The sequence below is a fragment of the Gracilibacillus phocaeensis genome (assembly GCF_900626275.1).
Classification (GTDB): Bacteria; Bacillota; Bacilli; order Bacillales; family Amphibacillaceae; genus Gracilibacillus; species Gracilibacillus timonensis.
Genome location: NZ_LR131144.1, coordinates 1,705,873 through 1,727,910, shown reverse-complemented (window position 1 = coordinate 1,727,910; position 22,038 = coordinate 1,705,873). Strand labels below are relative to the sequence as shown.

At 39.1% G+C, this 22,038-nt stretch carries 21 protein-coding genes; 20 read left to right on the top strand and 1 reads right to left on the bottom strand.

Going from position 1 to position 22,038, the window contains the following annotated elements; genetic code table 11:
- Window positions 1-9: 9 nt before the first annotated feature.
- The 9 genes from E0E32_RS16040 to E0E32_RS16000 all read left to right on the top strand — a co-directional run bounded on the left by E0E32_RS16040 (window position 10) and on the right by E0E32_RS16000 (window position 7,985).
- Window positions 10-324, top strand: coding sequence for a thioredoxin family protein (locus E0E32_RS16040; protein WP_066195067.1), 315 nt, complete (start codon window positions 10-12; stop codon window positions 322-324).
- Window positions 325-641: 317 nt separating this feature from the next.
- Window positions 642-1,448 carry a DUF1444 domain-containing protein gene (locus E0E32_RS16035; protein ID WP_130860162.1) on the top strand — a complete coding sequence of 269 codons (807 nt, stop codon included), beginning with the start codon at window positions 642-644 and terminating at the stop codon, window positions 1,446-1,448.
- A 17-nt stretch (window positions 1,449-1,465) separates the two neighbouring features.
- Complete coding sequence (gene ytpR, locus E0E32_RS16030; protein ID WP_066195061.1) at window positions 1,466-2,071, top strand: YtpR family tRNA-binding protein; 606 nt, start codon at window positions 1,466-1,468, stop codon at window positions 2,069-2,071.
- Window positions 2,072-2,341: 270 nt separating this feature from the next.
- Window positions 2,342-4,522 carry a DNA translocase FtsK gene (locus tag E0E32_RS16025; protein WP_130860161.1) on the top strand — a complete coding sequence of 727 codons (2,181 nt, stop codon included), beginning with the start codon at window positions 2,342-2,344 and terminating at the stop codon, window positions 4,520-4,522.
- A gap of 157 nt (window positions 4,523-4,679) precedes the next feature.
- Window positions 4,680-5,978 (top strand): UDP-N-acetylmuramate--L-alanine ligase, encoded by a 1,299-nt coding sequence (murC, locus tag E0E32_RS16020; protein ID WP_130860160.1) that lies wholly within the window; start codon window positions 4,680-4,682, stop codon window positions 5,976-5,978.
- A gap of 301 nt (window positions 5,979-6,279) precedes the next feature.
- On the top strand, window positions 6,280-6,699 hold the full coding sequence (locus tag E0E32_RS16015; RefSeq protein ID WP_066195052.1) for a DUF948 domain-containing protein: 420 nt from the start codon (window positions 6,280-6,282) through the stop codon (window positions 6,697-6,699).
- A gap of 21 nt (window positions 6,700-6,720) precedes the next feature.
- Window positions 6,721-7,182, top strand: a complete 462-nt coding sequence (locus E0E32_RS16010) for a YtxH domain-containing protein (protein WP_066195048.1) — start codon at window positions 6,721-6,723, stop codon at window positions 7,180-7,182.
- Window positions 7,183-7,268: 86 nt separating this feature from the next.
- A complete protein-coding gene (gene ytxJ, locus E0E32_RS16005; protein ID WP_165445049.1) occupies window positions 7,269-7,589 on the top strand; it encodes a bacillithiol system redox-active protein YtxJ in 321 nt (106 codons plus the stop codon).
- 60 nt (window positions 7,590-7,649) lie between these two features.
- Window positions 7,650-7,985 (top strand): hypothetical protein, encoded by a 336-nt coding sequence (locus E0E32_RS16000; protein ID WP_130860158.1) that lies wholly within the window; start codon window positions 7,650-7,652, stop codon window positions 7,983-7,985.
- On the opposite strand, the gene E0E32_RS15995 is transcribed toward E0E32_RS16000, so the two are convergent.
- Window positions 7,941-10,076, bottom strand: coding sequence for a cell division protein FtsA (locus tag E0E32_RS15995; RefSeq protein ID WP_130860157.1), 2,136 nt, complete (start codon window positions 10,074-10,076; stop codon window positions 7,941-7,943). The genes E0E32_RS16000 and E0E32_RS15995 overlap by 45 nt on opposite strands.
- A gap of 401 nt (window positions 10,077-10,477) precedes the next feature.
- Between E0E32_RS15995 and E0E32_RS15990 the strand changes: the two genes are divergently transcribed.
- From E0E32_RS15990 to motS, 11 genes are all read left to right on the top strand, one after another.
- Window positions 10,478-11,542: a bifunctional 3-deoxy-7-phosphoheptulonate synthase/chorismate mutase gene (locus tag E0E32_RS15990; RefSeq protein ID WP_066195036.1), complete on the top strand. Its 1,065-nt coding sequence runs from the start codon at window positions 10,478-10,480 to the stop codon at window positions 11,540-11,542.
- A 327-nt stretch (window positions 11,543-11,869) separates the two neighbouring features.
- Complete coding sequence (gene sdaAB, locus E0E32_RS15985) at window positions 11,870-12,532, top strand: L-serine ammonia-lyase, iron-sulfur-dependent subunit beta (protein ID WP_130860156.1); 663 nt, start codon at window positions 11,870-11,872, stop codon at window positions 12,530-12,532.
- Window positions 12,533-12,549: 17 nt separating this feature from the next.
- Window positions 12,550-13,425, top strand: coding sequence for an L-serine ammonia-lyase, iron-sulfur-dependent, subunit alpha (gene sdaAA / locus E0E32_RS15980; RefSeq protein WP_130860155.1), 876 nt, complete (start codon window positions 12,550-12,552; stop codon window positions 13,423-13,425).
- 662 nt (window positions 13,426-14,087) lie between these two features.
- Window positions 14,088-14,573, top strand: a complete 486-nt coding sequence (locus tag E0E32_RS15975; RefSeq protein WP_130860154.1) for a PTS sugar transporter subunit IIA — start codon at window positions 14,088-14,090, stop codon at window positions 14,571-14,573.
- An 85-nt stretch (window positions 14,574-14,658) separates the two neighbouring features.
- Window positions 14,659-15,477, top strand: coding sequence for a PRD domain-containing protein (locus E0E32_RS15970; RefSeq protein WP_066195025.1), 819 nt, complete (start codon window positions 14,659-14,661; stop codon window positions 15,475-15,477).
- Window positions 15,478-15,538: 61 nt separating this feature from the next.
- Entirely contained in the window at window positions 15,539-16,990 is a 1,452-nt protein-coding gene (gene nagE / locus E0E32_RS15965; protein WP_066195023.1) for an N-acetylglucosamine-specific PTS transporter subunit IIBC, read from the top strand.
- 146 nt (window positions 16,991-17,136) lie between these two features.
- Complete coding sequence (locus E0E32_RS15960) at window positions 17,137-18,021, top strand: metallophosphoesterase family protein (protein ID WP_130860153.1); 885 nt, start codon at window positions 17,137-17,139, stop codon at window positions 18,019-18,021.
- Window positions 18,018-18,800, top strand: coding sequence for an endonuclease/exonuclease/phosphatase family protein (locus E0E32_RS15955; protein ID WP_078060169.1), 783 nt, complete (start codon window positions 18,018-18,020; stop codon window positions 18,798-18,800). Before E0E32_RS15960 ends, E0E32_RS15955 begins: the two co-directional genes overlap by 4 nt.
- A gap of 447 nt (window positions 18,801-19,247) precedes the next feature.
- The gene (gene ccpA, locus E0E32_RS15950; RefSeq protein ID WP_066195018.1) at window positions 19,248-20,243 is read left to right on the top strand and encodes a catabolite control protein A; all 996 of its coding nucleotides are present in this window, start codon (window positions 19,248-19,250) and stop codon (window positions 20,241-20,243) included.
- 151 nt (window positions 20,244-20,394) lie between these two features.
- Window positions 20,395-21,225 (top strand): flagellar motor protein MotP, encoded by an 831-nt coding sequence (gene motP, locus E0E32_RS15945; RefSeq protein ID WP_066195016.1) that lies wholly within the window; start codon window positions 20,395-20,397, stop codon window positions 21,223-21,225.
- Window positions 21,215-22,018, top strand: a complete 804-nt coding sequence (gene motS, locus E0E32_RS15940) for a flagellar motor protein MotS (RefSeq protein ID WP_066195013.1) — start codon at window positions 21,215-21,217, stop codon at window positions 22,016-22,018. The genes motP and motS overlap by 11 nt, the downstream gene beginning before the upstream one ends.
- Window positions 22,019-22,038: the final 20 nt, after the last annotated feature.

Here is a 22,038-nt window from a genome sequence, read left to right as displayed (position 1 = left end):
AATGGAAATATGCGACCATTACAATCAGAAGCAGAATTTGATCAGTTGAAAAATAATGAAAAGGTGATCTACTTATTTTCGGCAGATTGGTGTCCTGACTGCAGGGTAATTGAACCAATTATGCCTGAAATAGCGGAGAAATATCCCGATTATGAATTTATCTATGTAGATCGAGATCCGTTTATCGATATTTGTGCAGCTAACGATATTTTTGGTATACCAAGCTTTTTGGCATTTGATCAAGGAAAAGAACTTGGCAGATTTGTAAGTAAGGACAGAAAAACACAAGCAGAAATCGAACAATTTATTGAAGGCCTATCTTAATATGAACGTAAAAGCACAAATCTTGTTAGCTAGGATTTGTGCTTTTTTGGGAAGTAAGAAAGTGAAGATCTTGAAATAGATGAACAAGCATAAAATGGTATGAAATTTTTGTGAGTAGTGAGTTTGGACGTTTTCTTATGCAGGGCATTAAAAATGATCAACAACATTCCTTCAGCGCAAATATAGGCTCTTTTCAACATCATACTCAAAGCAAATACCATTTTCGCATGTAGAAACAGCATACCGTTTTTTATTTATTGAAAAAAGTGATACAATACGATTTAGTGTGTTCTTCCGAAAAAAAGGGGGATAAAAAGATGAGTATGACTGCAATCAAAATGAAACAGAAACTAGATGAATTATTTCAACAAGAAGAAGCATGGTCTGTTTCCTACAATAGAGATAAAAATAGTTATCGTGTGGAATGGAAAGACACGAAACAAGGTGTTAATATTGCCATTGCAAATGTTATTGCCAAGCATGAAAGACGAGGCGATGTTGCGCTTGAGGAATTACAATTTCATATCCATGAATCTTTAAAGATGATGCATGAAGAACATCAGTTAGAGGGAAAGGAGACGCATATTTATCCGGTAATGCGTGCGACCTCTTTTCCGAAAGAGACCAAATCTGGTATACCATTAGTTTATACCGAGCATACCGCTGAAACGAATATTTATTATGCCTTGGATTTAGGCACGACTTATCAATTGATTGATCAACAAATGTTGGAGGAACAAGGCTGGTCTAAGGAGCGGCTAAAGGAGATCTCTATATTTAATATTCGTTCCTTGCCCACCTCAACGAAAAAAGATACCGTTGCAGGTAATGATTTTTATTTTATCGCTACACAAGATGGCTATGATGCAAGCCGGATTTTGAATGAAGCCTTCTTAGAAGAAATGAGTGCCAATACAATCGGTGAGCTGGTGGTAGCTGTCCCACATCAGGATGTTTTGTTATTGGCAGATATTCAGAATGAAGCCGGATATGACATGGTGGCTCAAATAACGATGAAATTTTTTGCGGAAGGTCGTGTGCCGATCACCTCGCTGCCATTTATCTATGAAAATAAACACTTAGAGCCAGTATTTATTTTAGCCAAAAAGAAACCAAAAGAATAAGAGAGGAATTAACGAACATGTTTGTCTATTACAATAAACCAGGAATCGGTAACGTCTTGTTGTTTCCGATGAAAAACAGTGAGAAAATAACCTTTGAAAAATATGGGGATGTCGTACAAATCATCGATGAAACAACACGTGAAATCGTTGGATACAATATCTTTCAAGCCGATCAGTATGTGGATGGATTAGCCAATGGAAAAACGAAATTAACCGAGGGTATACTCCAGTCATTGCAAGAGGCATTTGCCAAAAACAAGGTGCCCAATCCATTAAATGTGGATCTAACACCAAAATTTGTCGTTGGTTATGTAGAGAATATCAGGCCGCATGAAGATGCCGATAAACTCCGTGTATGTCAAATCAATGTAGGAAATGAATCACTCCAGATCGTTTGTGGGGCGCCTAATATTGATAAAGATCAGAAAGTCGTTGTGGCGAAGGTAGGTGCGATTATGCCAAACGGAATGGAAATTAAGCCGACCACATTGCGTGGTGTGGATTCGTTTGGTATGATTTGTTCGCAAAAAGAATTAGGATTACCAAATGCACCGAAAGAAAAAGGGATCTACGTTCTGCCTGCTGAAAAGGAAATTGGCAGTGAATTTATTTTTGAATCCTAAGTGTAGCTGCCTTCCGTCTTCCTTGTTGTGAAATAAAACGATGTTGTAAGTATGATACACAAACGCACAGATGCTTGTTGTTCAACATTTGTGCGTTTTGCCTGTGTTTATAAATCAAAGATTAGAACCGGACAGACGATCAGCTATTGTAACCAAGTTTTTCATAATAGAAAAAATTGCTATTACAATCACGTGTTTCATGATAAAATAAAAGGTAGAGTGTTTGATTGTATAATCGTACAAATAGTAGGAAGTGAGTGTGAACGTACGATGTGGAAAAACATAAGAAAAAGATGGGATCAATTATTTGTTGAAGAAGAGCGAGAAGAACATCTAAACATGACAGAGGATCGAAGTTCGACCAAAAATAAAACTGTGGAAGCCAAGATGGCCTATCAATATCCTAAACATCAACAAAATAATAATAGAACGCAGAAACAGCAAACAACGTCAAGAAGAAAACCGCAACAAAAGCATACAAACAAAGAAGAAAGACAAACACAAGCTACACCACAATTGGAAAAGCGACAACCTTTTAAGGCGCAGGACGTTCCATCGCCTATTTATGGTTTTCATCATCGTAAAGTAAAACGAAATGAACCAAATGAAGCACCAAAGCCAATGGAACCTACAGTGCCAGAAACACAAGAGATGTCAAAGCCAATGGAATCTAAAGTGCCAGAAACACAAGAGACGCCAAAACAAATGGAGAGCAACTCCATAGAAACACCAAAAGCACAGATGGAGAAAACGAGGTCAGTGTCACGGACAGAGCAAAAAGAAGAAAAGCAATCTGACATATCAACTGAAAAGCAAGCAGTCAAAGAGCATAAGAAAGCATCATCGAGTAAACACGTGGAGATTGCAAAAGTTGCCCAAACAGAGAAACGTCAGCGACCTAATCAGACGAAGAACCAAAAGCCTTTGAATGTTATGATGACACCAAGAGATAAATGGAGAATGAAGGAAAAAGAGAAACGAGAAACACCTACTAAAGTGGAAGATAAACAGGAAGCAACTGTTTCAGATAAAGAGATACAGCCACGTTCTTATTCGGTACCTATGCACTTGTTAGATGATGTCACAGAACAGAAAGTAAATCAGACACCGTGGATAAATGAACAAGCAGAAACGTTACAAAATACGCTTCGATACTTTAACATAAAAGCAAAAGTCGTAGATGTCACTCAGGGTCCATCGGTGACAAGGTTTGAAATCCAGCCCGAACCAGGAGTGAAAGTGAGCAAGATTAAGAACCTAACAGATGATATCAAAATGAACTTGGCTGCAAGAGATATTCGGATGGAAGCCCCAATCCCTGGTAAACATACCATAGGCATTGAGGTGCCTAATGAAAATGCAGAGCCTGTTTTTTTGCATAAAATGTTGGATAGCGAGGACTTTTTAGGACAGCACTCTCCGCTAACAGTAGCGTTGGGGGCGGATATTGAAGGAAGTACTATGCTAACGGATTTGAAGAAGATGCCACATGGTCTGATTGCTGGTGCAACAGGATCTGGGAAGAGTGTCTGTATTAATACGATTTTAATCAGCTTATTATATAAAGCGAATCATGACGAGGTAAAATTTCTTTTAATTGACCCTAAAATGGTGGAATTGGCACCATATAATGAACTTCCTCATCTGGTCGCTCCTGTGATTACCGATGTTAAAGCGGCCACCTCTTCATTAAAATGGGCAGTGCAGGAAATGGAAGATCGCTACCAACGATTTGTGGAGGAAGGCGCTCGTGATATTCAACGGTATAATCAAAAAGTGGTGGAACAGCAACGTCCAGAAGATAAGATGCCATATATTGTCATTGTGATCGATGAGTTGGCTGATTTAATGATGACGGCACCCCAGGATGTGGAAGATGCTATTTGTCGAATTGCTCAAAAGGCAAGAGCGTGTGGCATCCATCTACTAATTGCCACACAACGGCCTTCTGTTGACGTTATCACTGGTTTGATTAAGGCGAATGTGCCGACAAGGATTGCCTTCAGTGTTTCATCACAGATTGACTCGCGGACCATTTTGGATTCTAATGGCGCAGAGAAGCTGCTCGGTAAAGGGGATATGCTGTTTATCGAAAATGGTTCAGGCGAAATGAAACGAATCCAAGGAGCTTTTGTTTCAGATGATGAAATTGAACGGGTTACCAGTTACGTAAAACAAATCGCCTCACCCGAATATTTATTTGAACAAGAACAATTAATTCAACAGTCGTATGTGAGTGAAGAAGTAGATGCCTTGTATCATGAAGCCGTTGATTTTGTGTTAAAACACAATGGAGCGAGTGCTTCTTTACTGCAGCGACGCTTTAAGATTGGTTATAATAGAGCGGCACGTTTGATTGATAGCATGGAAGATAATGGAGTAATATCCGGACAGAATGGCAGCAAACAACGAGAAGTATTAATCAGCAGTCTGGATACAATGAATGAATAATAGATGATTGCTTAGAATAGTAACAAACGAGAACTTTACTGCTCGAACAGAAAGAGCTAACACAAAGCAATTCCTCACATATATTAAAGAAGAGGAATGATTATCTTATCCATTCTATTATTTAGTATGATCAAAATGATTTTGGAGGTTCTTTTTTATGACAAATTACCATTTTATTGGTATTAAAGGGACAGGAATGAGTGCATTAGCACAAATATTAGTTGACTCAGGCGAAGAAGTGCAAGGGTCAGATATTGAGAAATATATTTTCACACAACCTGCTTTAGAACAAAAAGATATTACGATACTACCTTTTTCTGAAGACAATATTAAACCAGAATTGACCGTTATTGCTGGTAATGCCTTTAAAGAGGATCACCCAGAGATTCAAAGAGCGAAAGAAATGGGGGTACCGTTCTATCGTTATCATGAGTTTCTCGGAGAATGGTTGAAGCGGTATATTAGTATTGCGGTTACCGGGTCACATGGTAAGACCTCGACAACCGGTTTATTAGCCCATGTGTTAGACCAAAATGTACCAATCTCGTATTTGATTGGAGATGGAACGGGTAAAGGATCAGAAGATGGAAAATACTTTGTTTTTGAAGCTTGTGAGTATCGCCGTCATTTCTTAGCCTACCAACCTGATTATGCGATTATGACAAATATTGATTTTGATCATCCCGATTATTTCAAAGATGTGGATGACGTCTTTAACGCCTTTCAAGAAATGGCTAATAACGTACGGAAGGGTATTATTGCCTGTGGTGATGATGAATATTTGCAAGCTATTCAAGCCAAGGCGCCTGTACTTTATTATGGATTAAGTGAGGGCAATGATTTTTGCGCCAAGAATATAAAAGTAACAGAGACGGGGACTACCTTTGATGTGTTTGTGCGTAATGATTATTATGATACATTTGAAATCAATTCATTCGGAGATCATAGTATTTTGAATGCATTAGCAGTGATTACCATGTGTGATTATGAAGATTTCAGTAGTGAGCAAATCAAAGAAATATTTTCCTTTCATGGTGTTAAACGCCGATTTTCAGAGAAGCAGCTAGGTAATCAGATTATTATTGATGATTATGCGCATCATCCACGAGAAGTTGGTGCGACGCTGGAAGCTGCGAGAAAAAAGTATCCTAACAGGGAAATTGTCGCGATTTTTCAACCACATACTTATTCAAGAACCAAGACGTTTTTACAGGAGTTTAGCGACGCATTATCTGATGCTGATGCTATATACTTATGTGACATCTTTGGCTCCGCTCGAGAGGCGCAAGCGAAGTTATCGATTAATGATCTTCAGCGGCTTATACCGAAGAGTAACATATTAGAACTAGATCAAATCGACGTGCTTAATCAGCACAAAGATAGTGTTTTAGTTTTTATGGGGGCAGGAGATATTCAAAAATATGAAACGGCCTACCAAGAAAGTCAAATAAATTGAAACGCTTAAGATTCCCTTATTGGAAAATCAAATGCCAATAAGGGAATTGTTTTATTCAATGTTAAAGTTTTAAACGATATTCTACGAGTGATAGAACTTAGAGAATGGAAACACACGGGTTCTAGACGTCCTGCCAATCCTCCTTTTATTCCCTATTCTTCCTGCCTCATTTGAAGAAATATAAAAAAAGATACCCTTTTCACGTGAATTTTGTTTTTGAGTTGTTTAGAATAGGGATTAAAGGGTATAACATTATTATCAGTTTGAATAATGAAATACATATAAAGGAGTGAATCAATAAATGGACATACTCTTAGCATTAGCAGCAATCATAGCAGCAGTTGCGTTTGCCGCTCTAGTTATTTTTCTAGTTGTTTCTGTTGCCCCCGTTTTGAAAGAAACGAAACGGACATTATCACATGTGGCAGATACTTTAGAAGGGTTTGATAAGCAAGTTAACGGAATTATTGTGGAATCACAGGCCTTATTAAATAAGACGAATAAGCTTGCCGATGAAATCCAAGAAAAGACGACAAAACTAAACACCGTTGTTGATGGTGTGAAAAATGTCGGTGCCACCTTCACTGACTTGACGGAGTCTGTTCGCACTGTGTCAAAAGCGGTTCATCAAGTAGCAGAAGAAAATAAAGAAACCACGGCACAGGCTATTAAGTGGAGTACAGTTGTGTTAGAATTATTTAAGAATAATAAAAATAAATAAAAAACATTGGAGGAATGCAAAATGACAAATCAACAACAAAATGAAGAAAGCCAAAATATTAATAGTAAGGATTTTTTAATTGGTTCATTGATTGGGGGAATTGTTGGCGCCTCTTTAGCCTTAATTTTCGCTCCGAAATCTGGTAAAGAATTAAGAAGTGACATTAATCAAGGTGCTAATTACGTCAAAGACCGCGCAGGTGAATGGAAAGATGTTGCCTATGAAAAAGGGGCGGAATTTAAAGACGTAGCTTATGAGAAGGGAAATCAATTCAAGGATTATGCCAAAGAGCAATCAGAGCAAATCAGCAACACGGTTGCCAAAAAAACCGAAGAGGTTTCCAATAAATTAAAAGAAACAAAAGAAACCATTCAAGATAAGATCTCTGATAAAGAAGACCCTGAAAAAGCCGCAGAAGAAGTAGCCCAAGCTATTGAAGAGGCAGCGCAAGCAGTGGAATCAGAAGAAAAAAGCAATAATTAATTCAATCGTATCATCAAAGAGCTGTCCATGTCTTTATAGAATGTGGACAGCTTCTTTGTCTATTAAAAAAGAAAGGGATGATAGCGATGGACATTCAACAATTGCGAACAATCGAAGAATTTCAGGAAATTGCAGATAATAATAGCTCTTTTGTGATCATGAAGCACAGCTTAACATGTCCTATTAGCGCAGAAGCCAATCGCCAATTTGAAAATTATCGAGAAGAGGCAACTATCCCGTTATTTCGGTTATATGTCCAAGAAGTAAGAGAGTTGTCGAATTATATTGCAGAACAGTATGGAGTAAAACATGAGTCACCTCAAGTCATACAATTGATTAATGGACAGGCGGTTAAGCATCTAAACCATGATAGTATTACCACAGAAAATCTTAAAACAATCGGGTAATAAATAAACGATCTTCATTCAACTTGAACCATTCGATTCATTAAGGGTAGATAACTAGTTTTGCAATGCAGAAAGGCCGTCATCTTGGAAATGACGGCCAAAATCTGCGGGGAAGCGCGAAAAACCGTCGTCATTCTGGAAATGACGGACAAAATCTGCGAGGAAAGCGCGAAAATGTCCGTCATCTTGAAAATGACGGCCAAAATTTGCGGAGGAAGCGCGAAAATGTCCGTCATTCTGAAAATGACGGACAAAATTTATGGGGAAGCGCGAAAAAACGGCCGTCATCGTTCGAAAGGTATATCTTCTCACGCAGAACATAAGCAAAAAGCGTCTGTCATTATGCTTCGATCAATTGTTTTCCAATTTAATCTCGATTTGATCATTTGGTTGTAAGGGTTCAAAGAAGGTAGCAGGATTTCCATTCCTCAGTAATTCTACTTTACCAGTGGCTTGGGTTAAATCGAGTGAGATAAAACGGAAGATATCTTGGAATATAAAAGATTTTTGTTTTTGCTGCTGGATTTGTAAGCGATCCTGATCTCTTATCGCTTCATGTAAACGCAGCTGTTCGCCATCTCGATATACCTTTACTAACTCTTGTGACAGCGTTAACGGTCGCTGGTTGTAGATTATCTTTAATTCTACGAGATAAGAAATTTCCAAATCCACCAATATATCGCTCAAGCACGGAGTAGAGAGCGGTTTTGCCTCTAAGATATCTCCATCTTTCAATGTGGAATAAGGCTGTACCTGCGCACCATTTAAGAGCATGGGACTGACGTATTTTGCAAACTTTTGCTCTTGGTTATCAATCCAAACAGTAAAAGTGGAAAATGGATCCCTTTGAATGGAAAAATCGTCTAAGAAATGCTCTAATGTAATGGTCGCTTGATATAAAACAATATCGCCGTCCTGTAATAGATAGTCAGCTGGCACTTCACGTCCATTAACTTTTGTAATACCTGCTATGGAGTAAGGCTCTTCCTGGTAGAAAATCGTGATTAGCTTTGGTTCGCCGATCAATTCCTGCAGGGTCATTTCTGCTTGTTCCCCATCTTCCCCTTGGATAATATCAATCTTGTCACCGTTTATAATGCTGTCGTCTATATTAGCTGCTTGATCGTTAATATAGATGAGTGGAGGCTTACCAAAGCCGCCAGGAAGCGTTATTTGTTTTCCGTTATATTCAATGATCGCAGCCAAGCCTGGTTTTCCATAGAGTTTCTTTATTTGCAGACCAGCTGTCAGTAAGCCATCCGCAACGGTTAAGTTTTTCATTTCAAATAATCGGACGGTTCTGTTATTCACCATGACGCTTATATAATGAACCGGATTTTGTTTAGCGGCAATGGCAATGCCAATCGGTGTAACAAAATCTGGACCAACTGGCAGGTCATCCTGTTTTGTTAAGGATGGGATCGCTTGAACCTCTCTAATGGCAACGCGATTTTCCGGGAGCTGTAAGCGGTTCGCTAGTACTCTACTAAGTGCAGGTGTTTGACTCCCACCACCAACTAACATCACTGCCTTAGGAGCCTTGCCCCCATTTAATGTGATGATTTCCTGAGAAATGTCATGAGCTAGTTGTTCCACAGCAGGCAAGATATGTTCCAATGTTTCTTCTAGAGTAATTTCTTGCGCAAATCCAAGGATGTCCTCAATTGTTGCCTGATTATGTATAGTAAGTTCTCGCTTGCATTGTTCCGCTTGATGGAAGTCTAATAAATAATGGTCACTGAGTGCTTCTGTAATTTCGTCTCCTGCTTTAGGAACCATTCCATAGGCAGTGACCGTTCCTTCTGATGTTAAGGCAATATCACTTGTGCCGGCACCAATATCGACTAGTGCTACGTTCAAGCGACGCATAGAAGGAGGGATCAACACCTGAATAGCAGCGATTGGCTCCAAGGTTAAGGCTTCTAACCGTAAGTCGGCTCGTTGCAAAGCAGATAACAGCGATTCTACCACCACTTTTGGTAAGAAGGTAGCAATAATTTCGACTTCTGCCGCCTCCCCTTGTTGATCAATTAAAGAACCTATTTCTTCATTGTCCAATTTATAACGGAGGACAGAGTAACCCACACAATAGTAGTGTTGACTGGTTTCCTCCTCCCCATTTGCTAACTGGTATTGGGCTTGCTGTACGGCCTCTAACTCTAACAGTAAAATATCATCCGTGTTGATAATTGGCTGTTTAGAAATGGAGGTGACCGAGGTGACACGTTTGGTTTTCAATGCTCTTCCTGCCGCAGCGACACAAGCCTGCTCCAATTTGATTTGATGTCTATCTTCTAAATGTTGTTTAACTTGTCCAATAATATCCGCAACAGAAACGACATCGTGGATTTGGCCATCTAACATGGATCGTTCGTGATGTTCCAACATATAATAATCGATTAAATGGTATTTGTCCTCTATTTTTTCCATTAATAGACCAATTACCGATCGTGTACCAATATCTAGTGCAAAAATAGGTTTATTCATCTAAAAGTTTCCTCTCTATTTCTAAAGAAATTTGAAATATTCAAAAAAATATGGTCTAAAGGATGACAAGTCTCGTTTTTTTAGCTATAATTATCCGTAATTCTATAGAAAAGTATAACATTCTTTTGATGTTATCAGGAAGTGATTTTTTTACAGTATAAATCATTTGTGAGTGGATGAAAAAAGTCTGTGTGTAGAACTCTCACTATGCAATGGCAATAAACGTCCCTTTTATTCTTGATTTCAAGCAGTAAAAAGGTTAACGATAGTCATAGAATCAATGGTTTATAGTATACTGATAATTTTTTGTTAACTATCAGTGGAAAAAACAGCAGCTATTGTCTATCATGGAAGATAGGCAATGTTTTCAGAATTAAAAATAGGACAAGGGGGACTTTTTTATGAGTAATGAACAATTGGATCAGCTTCGCGAACAGCTTGATCAAACCAATCTAGAAATTCTAGAACTAATAAATAAACGTGCCGAGTTGGTGCAAAAGACAGGCCAGGTGAAAGAGAAGCAAGGTGCCAACCGTAGTTATGATCCAGTTCGAGAGCGTGATATGTTAAACTTGATCACGAAACATAATGATGGACCATTTGAGAATGCGACGATTGTTCACTTATTTAAGGAAATATTCAAAGCTGGACTAGAGTTGCAAGAAGATGATCACAGTAAAGCTCTATTAGTATCTCGTAAGAAAAAACCAGAAGATACCGTTATTGAAATAAATGGAGATAAGTTCGGAGATGGTAACCAGCACTTTATATTCGGTCCATGTGCCGTAGAGAGTTATGAGCAGGTGACAGAAGTGGCCAAGGCCATTAAGCAGGAAGGACTTCATTTAATTCGTGGTGGTGCCTTTAAGCCAAGGACATCCCCGTATGATTTCCAGGGCCTTGGATTTGAAGGCTTGGAGATTCTGAAGAGAGTGTCCGATGAACAAGGTTTGGCTGTGGTAAGTGAAATTGTCAATCCAGCTCATATTGAGAAAGCTGTCGATTATATTGATGTGATTCAGATCGGTGCTCGAAATATGCAGAACTTTGAATTGTTAAAGGCAGCAGGTGAAACGAACAAGCCTGTTCTATTGAAACGCGGTATGTCTGCTACGATATCGGACTTTATCAATGCCGCAGAGTATATTAACTCGAAAGGTAATGGGGACATTATTCTTTGTGAACGCGGGATTAGAACGTACGAAAAGGCGACTCGTAATACATTAGACATTACAGCGGTTCCTATCTTAAAACAAGAAACGCATTTGCCAGTTATGGTGGATGTAACACACTCTACGGGAAGAAGAGATCTATTACTCCCTGCCGCTAAAGCTGCTTTGGCCATTGGAGCAGATGGAGTGATGGCAGAAGTACATCCAGATCCAGCCGTCGCCTTATCCGATGCCGCACAGCAAATGGATATCCCAACCTTCCATGAATTTATGAAAGAGCTGTTAAATAAATAAATGCTGAAAACCAGGGAGACTTTTATAAGTCTCTCTGGTTTTTTTAATTGGTTAGAAACTGTAAAATGACAACTTGCGAATAGTGCTGCCATGCCTCACAGCTATCCATACGACAAATGCTAAAGTCATATGCCCTTTTACTGACCAAAAACGGTCTTAAATTGTAACTAAAACCAAAAGTACATAAATATATAGTAGACTATTTGATAAGATAACCAGAAAGTATAAAAACCTTGGTATTATAGCATGTGAAAAGATTTTTACTTAGAATGAATCAAAGGCCGTATTGCCCCTTCAAGGCATTGTATAAAAGGAGGTTTCTATGCTGTGAAGTATAAAAGTGTTTTTGACATTATTGGGCCAGTGATGATAGGACCTTCCAGTTCTCATACTGCAGGAGCGGTTCGGATTGGAAAAGTAGCGCGTGATTTGTTTAATGAACAACCAGAAGAGATAATTATTCATTTATATGGCTCATTTGCTAAAACCTATAAAGGCCATGGTACAGATATTGCGTTGGTAGCTGGATTACTTCATTTTGATACCAATGACCAACGAATAAAATTGTCTTTACAGATTGCGGCCAAAAAACAAATGAAAGTAAGTTTTATAGAAGAAGATGCCATCCCAGATCACCCTAATACGGTCAAATTAGAATTGTTCAAGGGTAAGAAGTCATTAGAGGTAACTGGTATATCGATTGGTGGGGGGAAAATAGAAATCATTGAACTTGACCAATTTCCATTAGATTTATCAGGTGATGGTGCAGTCATCGTTATTCTACACTATGATCGCTATGGAACCATTGCTGCCGTTTCTAATCTCCTTGCTGCTCATCGGCTCAATATTGCACAAATGAAGGTGTCAAGACAGGAGAAAGCACAAAAGGCCCTGATGACGATCGAGGTGGATCAAAATATATCAAAAGAATTGATCATAGAACTAAGTAAGTTACCAAATATTTTGCAAGTGACTAAGATCAACGAATAAAGAGGGGAGGAGTGTGAATGTTTCGAAATGTTGCTGAATTAATAGAACAAGCAGAAGTACAAAAGCTTTCCATATCTGAGGTGATGATTCAGCAGGATATGATGGTGCAGGAAAGAACTAGAGAAGAAGTGATTCAAATCATGGAAAAGAATTTGTCTGTTATGGAATCGGCTGTTCACAGAGGCATAACAGAGGAAGTTACCTCACATTCTGGGTTGACGGGTGGGGATGCTAGATTATTACAGGACTATATGGAATCAGGAAAGGCTTTGTCCAATAATGTCATGTTGGATGCCGTAAGCAAGGCAATGGCAACAAATGAAGTGAATGCTGCAATGGGAATGATTTGTGCAACTCCTACGGCAGGGTCAGCCGGAGTAGTGCCGGGTACCTTATTTGCATTAGATAAAAAATATGAACTATCTGCTGAACAAAAAATTAATTATTTATTTACCGCCGGTGCTTTTGGGTTTGTAGTTGCAAATAACGCCTCTATATCAGGAGCTGCAGGCGGCTGTCAGGCAGAAGTTGGTACATCGACAGGCATGGCAGCGGCTGCGATTGTAGAGGTTATGGAAGGCACACCTAAGCAATCCGCAGAGGCAATGGCAATAGCTTTAAAAAACATGTTAGGATTAGTTTGTGACCCGGTTGCCGGGCTTGTCGAAGTACCTTGTGTGAAGAGAAATGCCATGGGTGCTTCTAATGCACTTATCGCAGCTGATATGGCACTTGCAGGTATTAAAAGTCGAATCCCTTGCGATGAGGTGATAGAGGCGATGTACAAGATTGGGCAGCGAATGCCTATTGCCCATAAGGAAACTGCTCTAGGTGGGCTGGCAGCAACGCCAACAGGGAAAAAACTAGCGGAACAAATCTTTTCTGATAAGTAGCAGCGATATGTAAGACAAAACGGTTACTGCTATTACGGTATTCAACAGTGTATTTTATACATTTTTTTATATAAGGAGGTATGGAACGATTTTGACCATGAATGAATCGAAGTACCGATAGGATGGATAATGTAAAGTAGCCTTCTTTCCCGAGTAGTTAGTGTGATTGTTCGTCTTACAAGCAAGCGCTCTGAAAATAGTTTCCGCTAGGGCATAAATCAACAAGAGATTCGAGCAAGGAAAGCTCTCCTTGTAAAGTTCGCTAGTGTATCAATTATTTTAAGAATAATCAGAAGATTGTGTAGTTGTCTATACTGCTAACCCTGTTATTTTCCGGAAATAACAAGAAGATTTCAACTAGAGATTGATAAAAATAAAAAAGGTCTAGACAACTTAAAAGGTATATGGTATGATGACTTTAGTTAAACGAAGCGAATAGAATATCGACTCTTATGTTACTAACATGATTAGGCATAGAGAAGCTGCAGAGGTAAAGAATAGTGAATAACCTTTGCATATTCTCTATGTCTTTTTTTGTGTAAGTAATAAGCGTATCAAACATATTTGATCTAATAAAAAGGAAAGATATTAGCACCTTTATAGAGTGAATATCAAGACAGGTTTTGTTCCTCGTTTTAATGTAACAGAAAGGAGAATACGTAATGTTTAAAAAGCTGTTTCAAAAGTCAGATGAAATCGAAATTATTGCTCCCATGTCAGGAGAAATTGTCTTATTAGAAAAGGTACCAGACCCCGTTTTTGCAGAGAAGATGATGGGAGAAGGTGTGGCCATTATTCCGTCAGAAGGAAACGTGGTAGCACCTATAAATGGCAAAGTGATACAAGTGCCAGATAGTAAACATGCCATCGGATTGGAGGCAGAAGATGGAACCGAGGTGCTTATTCATGTTGGGTTAGAAACAGTTGGGCTAAAAGGGCAAGGCTTTTCTCCCAAGGTGAAACCAGGTGACCGAGTGACAATTGGAACTTCACTACTTGAGGTTGATTTATCCTATATTTCAGAATATGCAGCAAACACTATAACACCCATCGTGATCACGAATAGCAATACCAAAGACAAAACCTATAAGACAACAACGGAGACAAACGTTACTGCCGGAGAAACGGTTATTTTGTCGATTAGTTAGAGTTATCGTTCCTTTATGGGAATTCACAAGTACTTACACGATGATCATGAACTGGTGTAGAATAAGACGAAAGGAGATGATAATAATGAAATTAAAGAAAATATTCAATAATAATGCCATTCTTGTTGTAGATAATGAGGAAGAAAAGGTCGCTATCGGAAATGGTATTGCTTTTGGAAAACGAAAAAATGATCTAATTAATAAGAATAGAGTGGAGCAATTATTTGTGATGAAAGAAAATGAGAAGTTACAGCAACTTTTAGGCCGAATTCCAGAAGAGCATTTTCTTATTTCAGAAGAGATCATCTCCTATGCGGAGAACTATCTTGGTTCAAAGCTGAGTGAACATATTCATATTGCCTTGACAGATCACATTTCGTTTGCAATTGAAAGAATAGAAGAGGGGATTCATTTACCCAATAAGCTGCTAAATGAAATCAAAATATTATATCGTGATGAGTTTGAGATTGGTACATGGGCCGTCGAACATATGCGAGCTAATTGTCAATTAGATATCCCCGTTGATGAGGCGGCTCATATTGCTTTGCATATCCATACGATGAAGCTGCAAGGAGGTGATTACAGCCAGACGATTAAGCATACAGCGATTGTCCGGGAAATGATGCAATCCTTTTTAAAGAAAATGAATCTGGAGATCAAGGAGGATGATATTTCCTATCAACGGTTGATTACTCATTTGCACTTTACCTTATCCAGGGTAGGCCAATATGAGGTGCACGAAATGGATGCAGATATGTTATCGATGATCAAGACGAAATTCTCGAATTCGTATCAAGTTACGCTCGAAGTCACGGATGCTATCACACAAAAATATGGAATTGAGTTTCCACCATCAGAACTAGGCTATATCACGATTCATATGGAAAGATTGAACAAGATGTAAGCAAGCATTTATATTTTTTTAATTATTACAAACTCTAATTCAAAAAGAGGAGGAAAAAAACATGATGAAATACTTTCAAAATCTCGGAAGATCCTTGATGCTACCCGTTGCTGTATTACCAGCTGCAGCGATTTTAATGGGGATCGGTTATGCCATTGATGCAGATGGCTGGGGTGCTAATAATATTGTTGCTGCCTTTTTAATTAAAGCTGGGGAAGCGATTGTCGATGGTCCGGCAATGTCAATTCTTTTTGCCGTGGGTGTAGCATTTGGGCTTTCCAAGGATAAGGATGGTTCCGCTGCGTTAAGTGGTCTCGTCTCTTACTTGGTTATCACACATATATTGTCTGTGGAATCGGTCGCTTTATTAAGTGGCGTGGAAGAAGGAAGTGTGAATCCCGCCTTTGAAAATATTCAAAATCAGTTTGTCGGTATCATTTCAGGGATTACGGCTTCCATCTTATATAATCGATTTAGTCATGTTAAATTGCCGGATGCTCTCGCCTTCTTTAGTGGGAAGCGTCTGGTGCCGATATTAACTGCAGCTATCAGCTTGGCGATTGCCGTTGTCTTATTCTTTATTTGGCCATTTATTTATACTGGATTAGTTAACTTTGGTAAGTTTATCGTTGATTTGGACGCGGTAGGGGCAGGATTATATGGCTTCTTTAACCGTTTATTAATTCCAACAGGTCTGCACCATGCCTTAAACTCCGTATTCTGGTTTGATGTGGCTGGTATTAACGATATTGCGAACTTCTGGAACAGCACAGGGGAAAAAGGGGTAACAGGAATGTACCAAGCCGGTTTCTTCCCAATCATGATGTTTGGTCTGCCAGCAGCTGCCTTGGCCATGTATCATACTGCAAAGACGAAACGAAAGAAAACTGCGGCCTCTTTATTAATGGCAACTGCATTTGCCGCTTTCTTCACTGGAGTCACTGAACCGTTAGAATTCTCCTTTATGTTCTTGGCACCAGCTTTATATGTGGTTCATGCTTTGCTCACTGGTTTATCATTAGCTGTTGCCGCAGCCTTTGATTGGACGGCTGGTTTTGGTTTCAGTGCCGGTTTAGTTGACTTTATCTTAAGCTTTAATTTACCGCTTGCTAATCAGCCTTATATGCTATTAGTACAAGGTTTGGTTGTAGCGGTCATCTATTATACGTTATTCCGTTTCTTGATTGTGAAGTTTAATCTAAAAACACCAGGTCGAGAAGATGACATTCAAGAGGAAGTAGAAGAACCATCTGCCTCAGGAGATGATGATATTACTGCCATGGCTACTGAAATTTATGCAGCGCTTGGCGGGGATGACAATGTGGCATCCGTCGATAACTGTGTGACACGTTTACGTTTGGAAGTAGATGATATGGACGCAGTAGATCAGGAACGGATTAAAAGAACGGGGGTACCAGGTGTGAAAGTAGTTGGTCAAAATGGTATCCAAGTCATTGTAGGAACTCAAGTACAATTTGTAGCCGACGAGATCAACAAGATTAGAAAAAGATAAAACATTTTAAAGATCAAGAGAACCCTTTACATTTGTCACATCATTGTAAAGGGTTTTTCATGTATTTTCACTAGACAAAAGGGTAGTAGTAGCGTACACTTACCAAATATAAGTAAGCGATTACGTCTATGTGAGGAGTGTATCTTATGAAATGGACCAAGTCATCTGCTAACTTTAAAATAATGCAGTTAACCGACCTCCATGTTGGTGATTTACCATTCAATGATAAAGATCAACAAACCTTGAATCTAATCAAAGAACAAGTAGCGTTTGTTCGACCAGACTTATTAATCGTAACGGGTGATCTTATCTGGTCCAAAAACAAAACAGATCCTGCCCAGACGATGGAGCAACTTATCCAATTTTTTAATACCTTACACACCCCGATAGCGATCACATATGGCAATCATGATTCAGAGGAAGGTGTGACCAGAACAGAGTTGCGTGCGATGGAAAAACAATTAACCCATCCTGCAACCAAAAAACACCATTTTATCGTGGAGGATCGGGAATGTTACTGCATAGAATTAACCAATGCCCAGGGTCAGCTGGAAAATGTGCTTTACGTGATCGATAGTGGGGCATATGATTTCTTAGAGGTTGGGAAATATGCATATGTTCACCCCGCACAAGTGGAATGGTTTCGTCGCGTATCACATTATTACAAACAAGAAAAAAAACAAACAACCACAGATCTTCTGTTTTTACATATTCCTTTGCCAGAATATCAGGAGGCATGGGAGAGTGGAGAAACGTCAGGGGAAAAAGGGGAGGAAGTGTGTGCTCCTGCTTTAAATACGGGTTTGTTTACCTCCTTGTTACTAGATCAACAAGTAAAAGGAGTGTTTTGCGGCCATGACCATGATAATGATTTTACTGCCGAGTTTCACGGGATTACTTTAGGGTATGGAAGAGTAACTGGATTTAATACCTATGGTCAGCTTGATAGAGGTAGTAGAATAGTGGAGTTGCAAGGGAATCACGCATTTCAGACATATATCATATCGAAGGAACAGGAGGATGAAGTATGAGGAATCGTTTAGTGGTGATGAGTTATAATATTCGCAATGATTCACCGGTGGATCATCCAAGTTGGTCGGAACGAAAAGAGCACGTAGGTCAGCTTATTATAAGAGAGAGCCCAGATTTATTAGGTTTGCAAGAGTGTTTATTTCATCAAATAACGGATCTTGAATCATTGCTTCCCGGTTATCAATGGATTGGTTTTGGGCGAGAAGGCGGGAGCAAAGGGGAATATACACCTATCTTTTATAAGAAAGACAGGTTGGAAGTTCGTGCCTATCAACATTTTTGGTTATCAGATTTCCCTGATCAAATCGGCTCGAAAACGTGGGGCAATCAAATTACCAGAATAGCGACATGGGTGTTGTTTAGAGATAAACAAACAAATAAAGATTTTTACCATCTTAACACTCATTTTGACCACGAAACAGAATTAGCAAGAATAAATAGTGCACAGTTAATTGGTAAGCCTGATGAGATTGGTCTGCAAGCCAGCATCCCACTCATATTAACGGGTGACTTTAATGCAAGTGATCAATCAGAGACGCATCAGCATTTGATAGAAGCTGGTTTTGTCGACACTTGGGAGACCAGTGATCATCATGAAAACAAACAATATGGCAGCTTTAACGATTTTCACGATGCCACTGGCGGAAAGACACGAATCGACTGGATTCTGTTGAAAGAAGCAAATTTTCAAGTGCTTACAACGAAATTAGTTGTGGATCAGATAGCTGGCCATTTCCCCAGTGATCACTTTCCAATTACGGTCGAATTAGAAGTGTAAAGGTATTTATTATGGGGAAAGATACTATATAATCCACACTATCGACTCTTAAGATCGATGTCGGTTAACCATTATCGATAAGCTAGATTATGTAAGGTAGACTATCGCTAGTCAAACGATTTGGGAATAGGTTGGGTTTCCATTGTATGGCTTAAGTTTACCCTTATGCTCTTGGGTGAAAATTCGTCTCTCTTTATGCCAAAATGTTCTTGAATGTTCGACAAATAACGGTGAATCCAGTCTTTTTTTGTCGATAAAACCAAACAAACAGTAAAATTAGCAGTCGTAATGAAAAAATTTTCATAAATCGCCCCTTATTAGATTAAATTCATCGAATCTTTTGTTATAATATGATTGATAAACATTAATAATGTAACTATCGATGGATCTTAGTACAGAAATGTATGAAATCGTATCATAGCATAAATCAACATAGGAGGTAGAACAATGAATGTAACTATTTATGATGTAGCAAGAGAGGCAAACGTTTCAATGGCTACCGTTTCACGTGTAGTCAATGGAAACCCTAATGTAAAACCAGCAACAAGAAAGAAAGTATTAAATACGGTAGAGCGCTTAGGATATCGTCCTAATGCAGTAGCACGTGGGTTGGCCAGTAAAAAAACAACGACAGTAGGGGTTATCATCCCGGATATATCCAGTATCTTCTTTTCTGAACTTGCACGGGGGATTGATGATATTGCCACAATGTATAAATACAATATTATCTTAAGTAACTCCGACCAGAATAAGGATAAAGAGTTGCGATTGATCAACAATATGTTCGAAAAGCAGGTGGACGGCCTCGTCTACATGGGTGCTTCCATCAGTGAGGAGCATATACAGCAATTAAAAACATCGCCGGTACCTGTTGCCTTAGCAGCAACTATCGATTCAAGTGGTGCTATTCCTTCCGTTAATATTGACTATGAACAAGCGGCTTATGAAGCAACTTCATTACTTATTAATAATGGTACGAAACACCCTATCTATGTAACAGGGGAAGAAGAGTCTATCGTTAACGAAAGAAAATATCAAGGATACGCAAGAGCTATTAAAGAAGAAAATGGTGAAGTAAATCCTGATTATGTTGTGACGGCTGAATTTAGTTATGAAGCTGGCCTGGAAGCGGCAAATTCCATTATCGACATAAAAGATTATCCAAAGGCAATTTTTGCAGCTACGGATGAAATGGCCTTAGGTGTCATCCATGGTTTACAGGATAATGGTGTGAATGTACCGGAAGATGTGGAAGTTCTCGGTTTTGATAATACAAGATTATCTACAATGGTGCGTCCAACCTTATCAACGGTTGTTCAGCCAATGTATGATATTGGTGCCGTAGCTATGCGTTTATTGACGAAATTTATGAATAACGAAAAAATTGATGAGCAAACGGTCATATTACCACACCAAATTTTAAAAAGAAACTCAACAAAATAACGATTGTGTCGATAATAGAACTAGTACGGCTTTTTAGCCAATCTAGTTCTATTTTTTATGGTTCAAAATGAAATAGACGAGAGACGGCTGGTTAAAAGTCATTTCAGGAAAAAGCTTACTTTGTATAGATTTTCTTAAGGGGCGAAGATGGATGAATAGACGAGATTTATTGACACCAATAGGTATAGCAATCGGTATCATGATGCTGATATTTGGTATTCTTGTTAATGGTGGCATTCGTGGTTTTATCGGATTTGCTGATATTACTGCTGCATTGATTGTATTAGGGGGGCTTACCGCTGCATTATTGGTGAATTTTAATATATCACAGATTAAACAAACCAAGAATGTGATCCAAGCTGCTTTCAAACGAAATGATCAAGATCTTAACGCATTAATTGGCTTATTTGAAAGATTGTCAGAACGAGCTAGAAGAGAAGGGTTACTAGCATTAGAGAATGAATTAGAAGATGTAGACGATCCTTATATAAGAAAAGGAATATTACTGGCTATTGATGGGATCGAGCCGGAAGTTATCCATGATATTATGGATGCCGAAATTGAGGCGATGGAAGAACGTCATTCTCGAGGAAGAACGATTATTGAGAAGGCAGCTGAGTATGCTCCGGCTTGGGGCATGATCGGGACATTGATCGGTCTGGTACTGATGCTACAGAACTTAGAAGATCCAGCTACCCTAGGACCAAGTATGGCGGTAGCGTTAGTTACTACTTTATATGGTACAATATTAGCGAACTTGGTTTTTACTCCAATGGCAGGGAAATTAGAAACAAGAACCAATGAAGAGGTATTTACGAAACAAGTCATCATTGAAGGGGTCATCGGTGTACAATCAGGACAGAATCCACGCATTTTAAAAGAAAAACTGAGTGCCTTTTTATCTGAAGAAGATAAGCAAAAGGCGGATGAAAAGGTGAAGACAGAAGAGGAGTATGCGGAGGAATCATTCAATGAGGCGTAATAAAGCGAAACGTTCAGGGAACAAAGGTGCACCAAAGTGGATGGTTACCTACTCTGATATGGTAACCTTAATCCTTGTTTTCTTTATCTTATTATTCTCGATGTCACAAATTGATATTATTAAGTTCAAAGCGATAGCAGAAGCATTTCGCAGTGAGACAATCTTTGAGAACATGCCATCCATTATTGAAGCGGAATCACCAGCTGAGGAGATGGACGTCTCGAAAAGCGGCAGTGATGATAGTGATGACACAGAAGATAGTGCAACGGCAGAGGAACCGGTCGATGTTCAAGAGGCAGCTGCAAATGTGGACGTGCAGACAGAATCAAATGCAGACCAGCTGGATGAACTATTGGTAGAAGTCAATAATTATTTGGATGAAGAGAATTTAAATGATGTGATCTCAGCAACCAGGACGGAGCAAGGGGTTGTATTGGTCTTGCAGGAACGGATATTGTTTGAAACGGGTGAAGCGGATATTCTTGATCCAGCCGAACCATTTCTGCAAAAAATAAGTACCTTGTTAGTCAATATACCTAATGAAATCAGGGTAGAAGGACATACCGATAATCGTCCAATTGCCAGTTATCGTTATCCTTCTAATTGGGAGCTGTCTGGTGCTAGGGCAAGCAGTGTAATACGCTACTTATTGGGCTCCGGTGACTTTGACCCATCCAGATTTATGGCGGTTGGTTATGGAGATACGAAGCCAGCAGTATCTAATGATGGAACAAGTGGCTGGTCGGCAAATCGACGTGTAGAAATTGTTATTTTGGATACGTTGGAAGGATAAAAAGAAAGGATGAAGGGGTC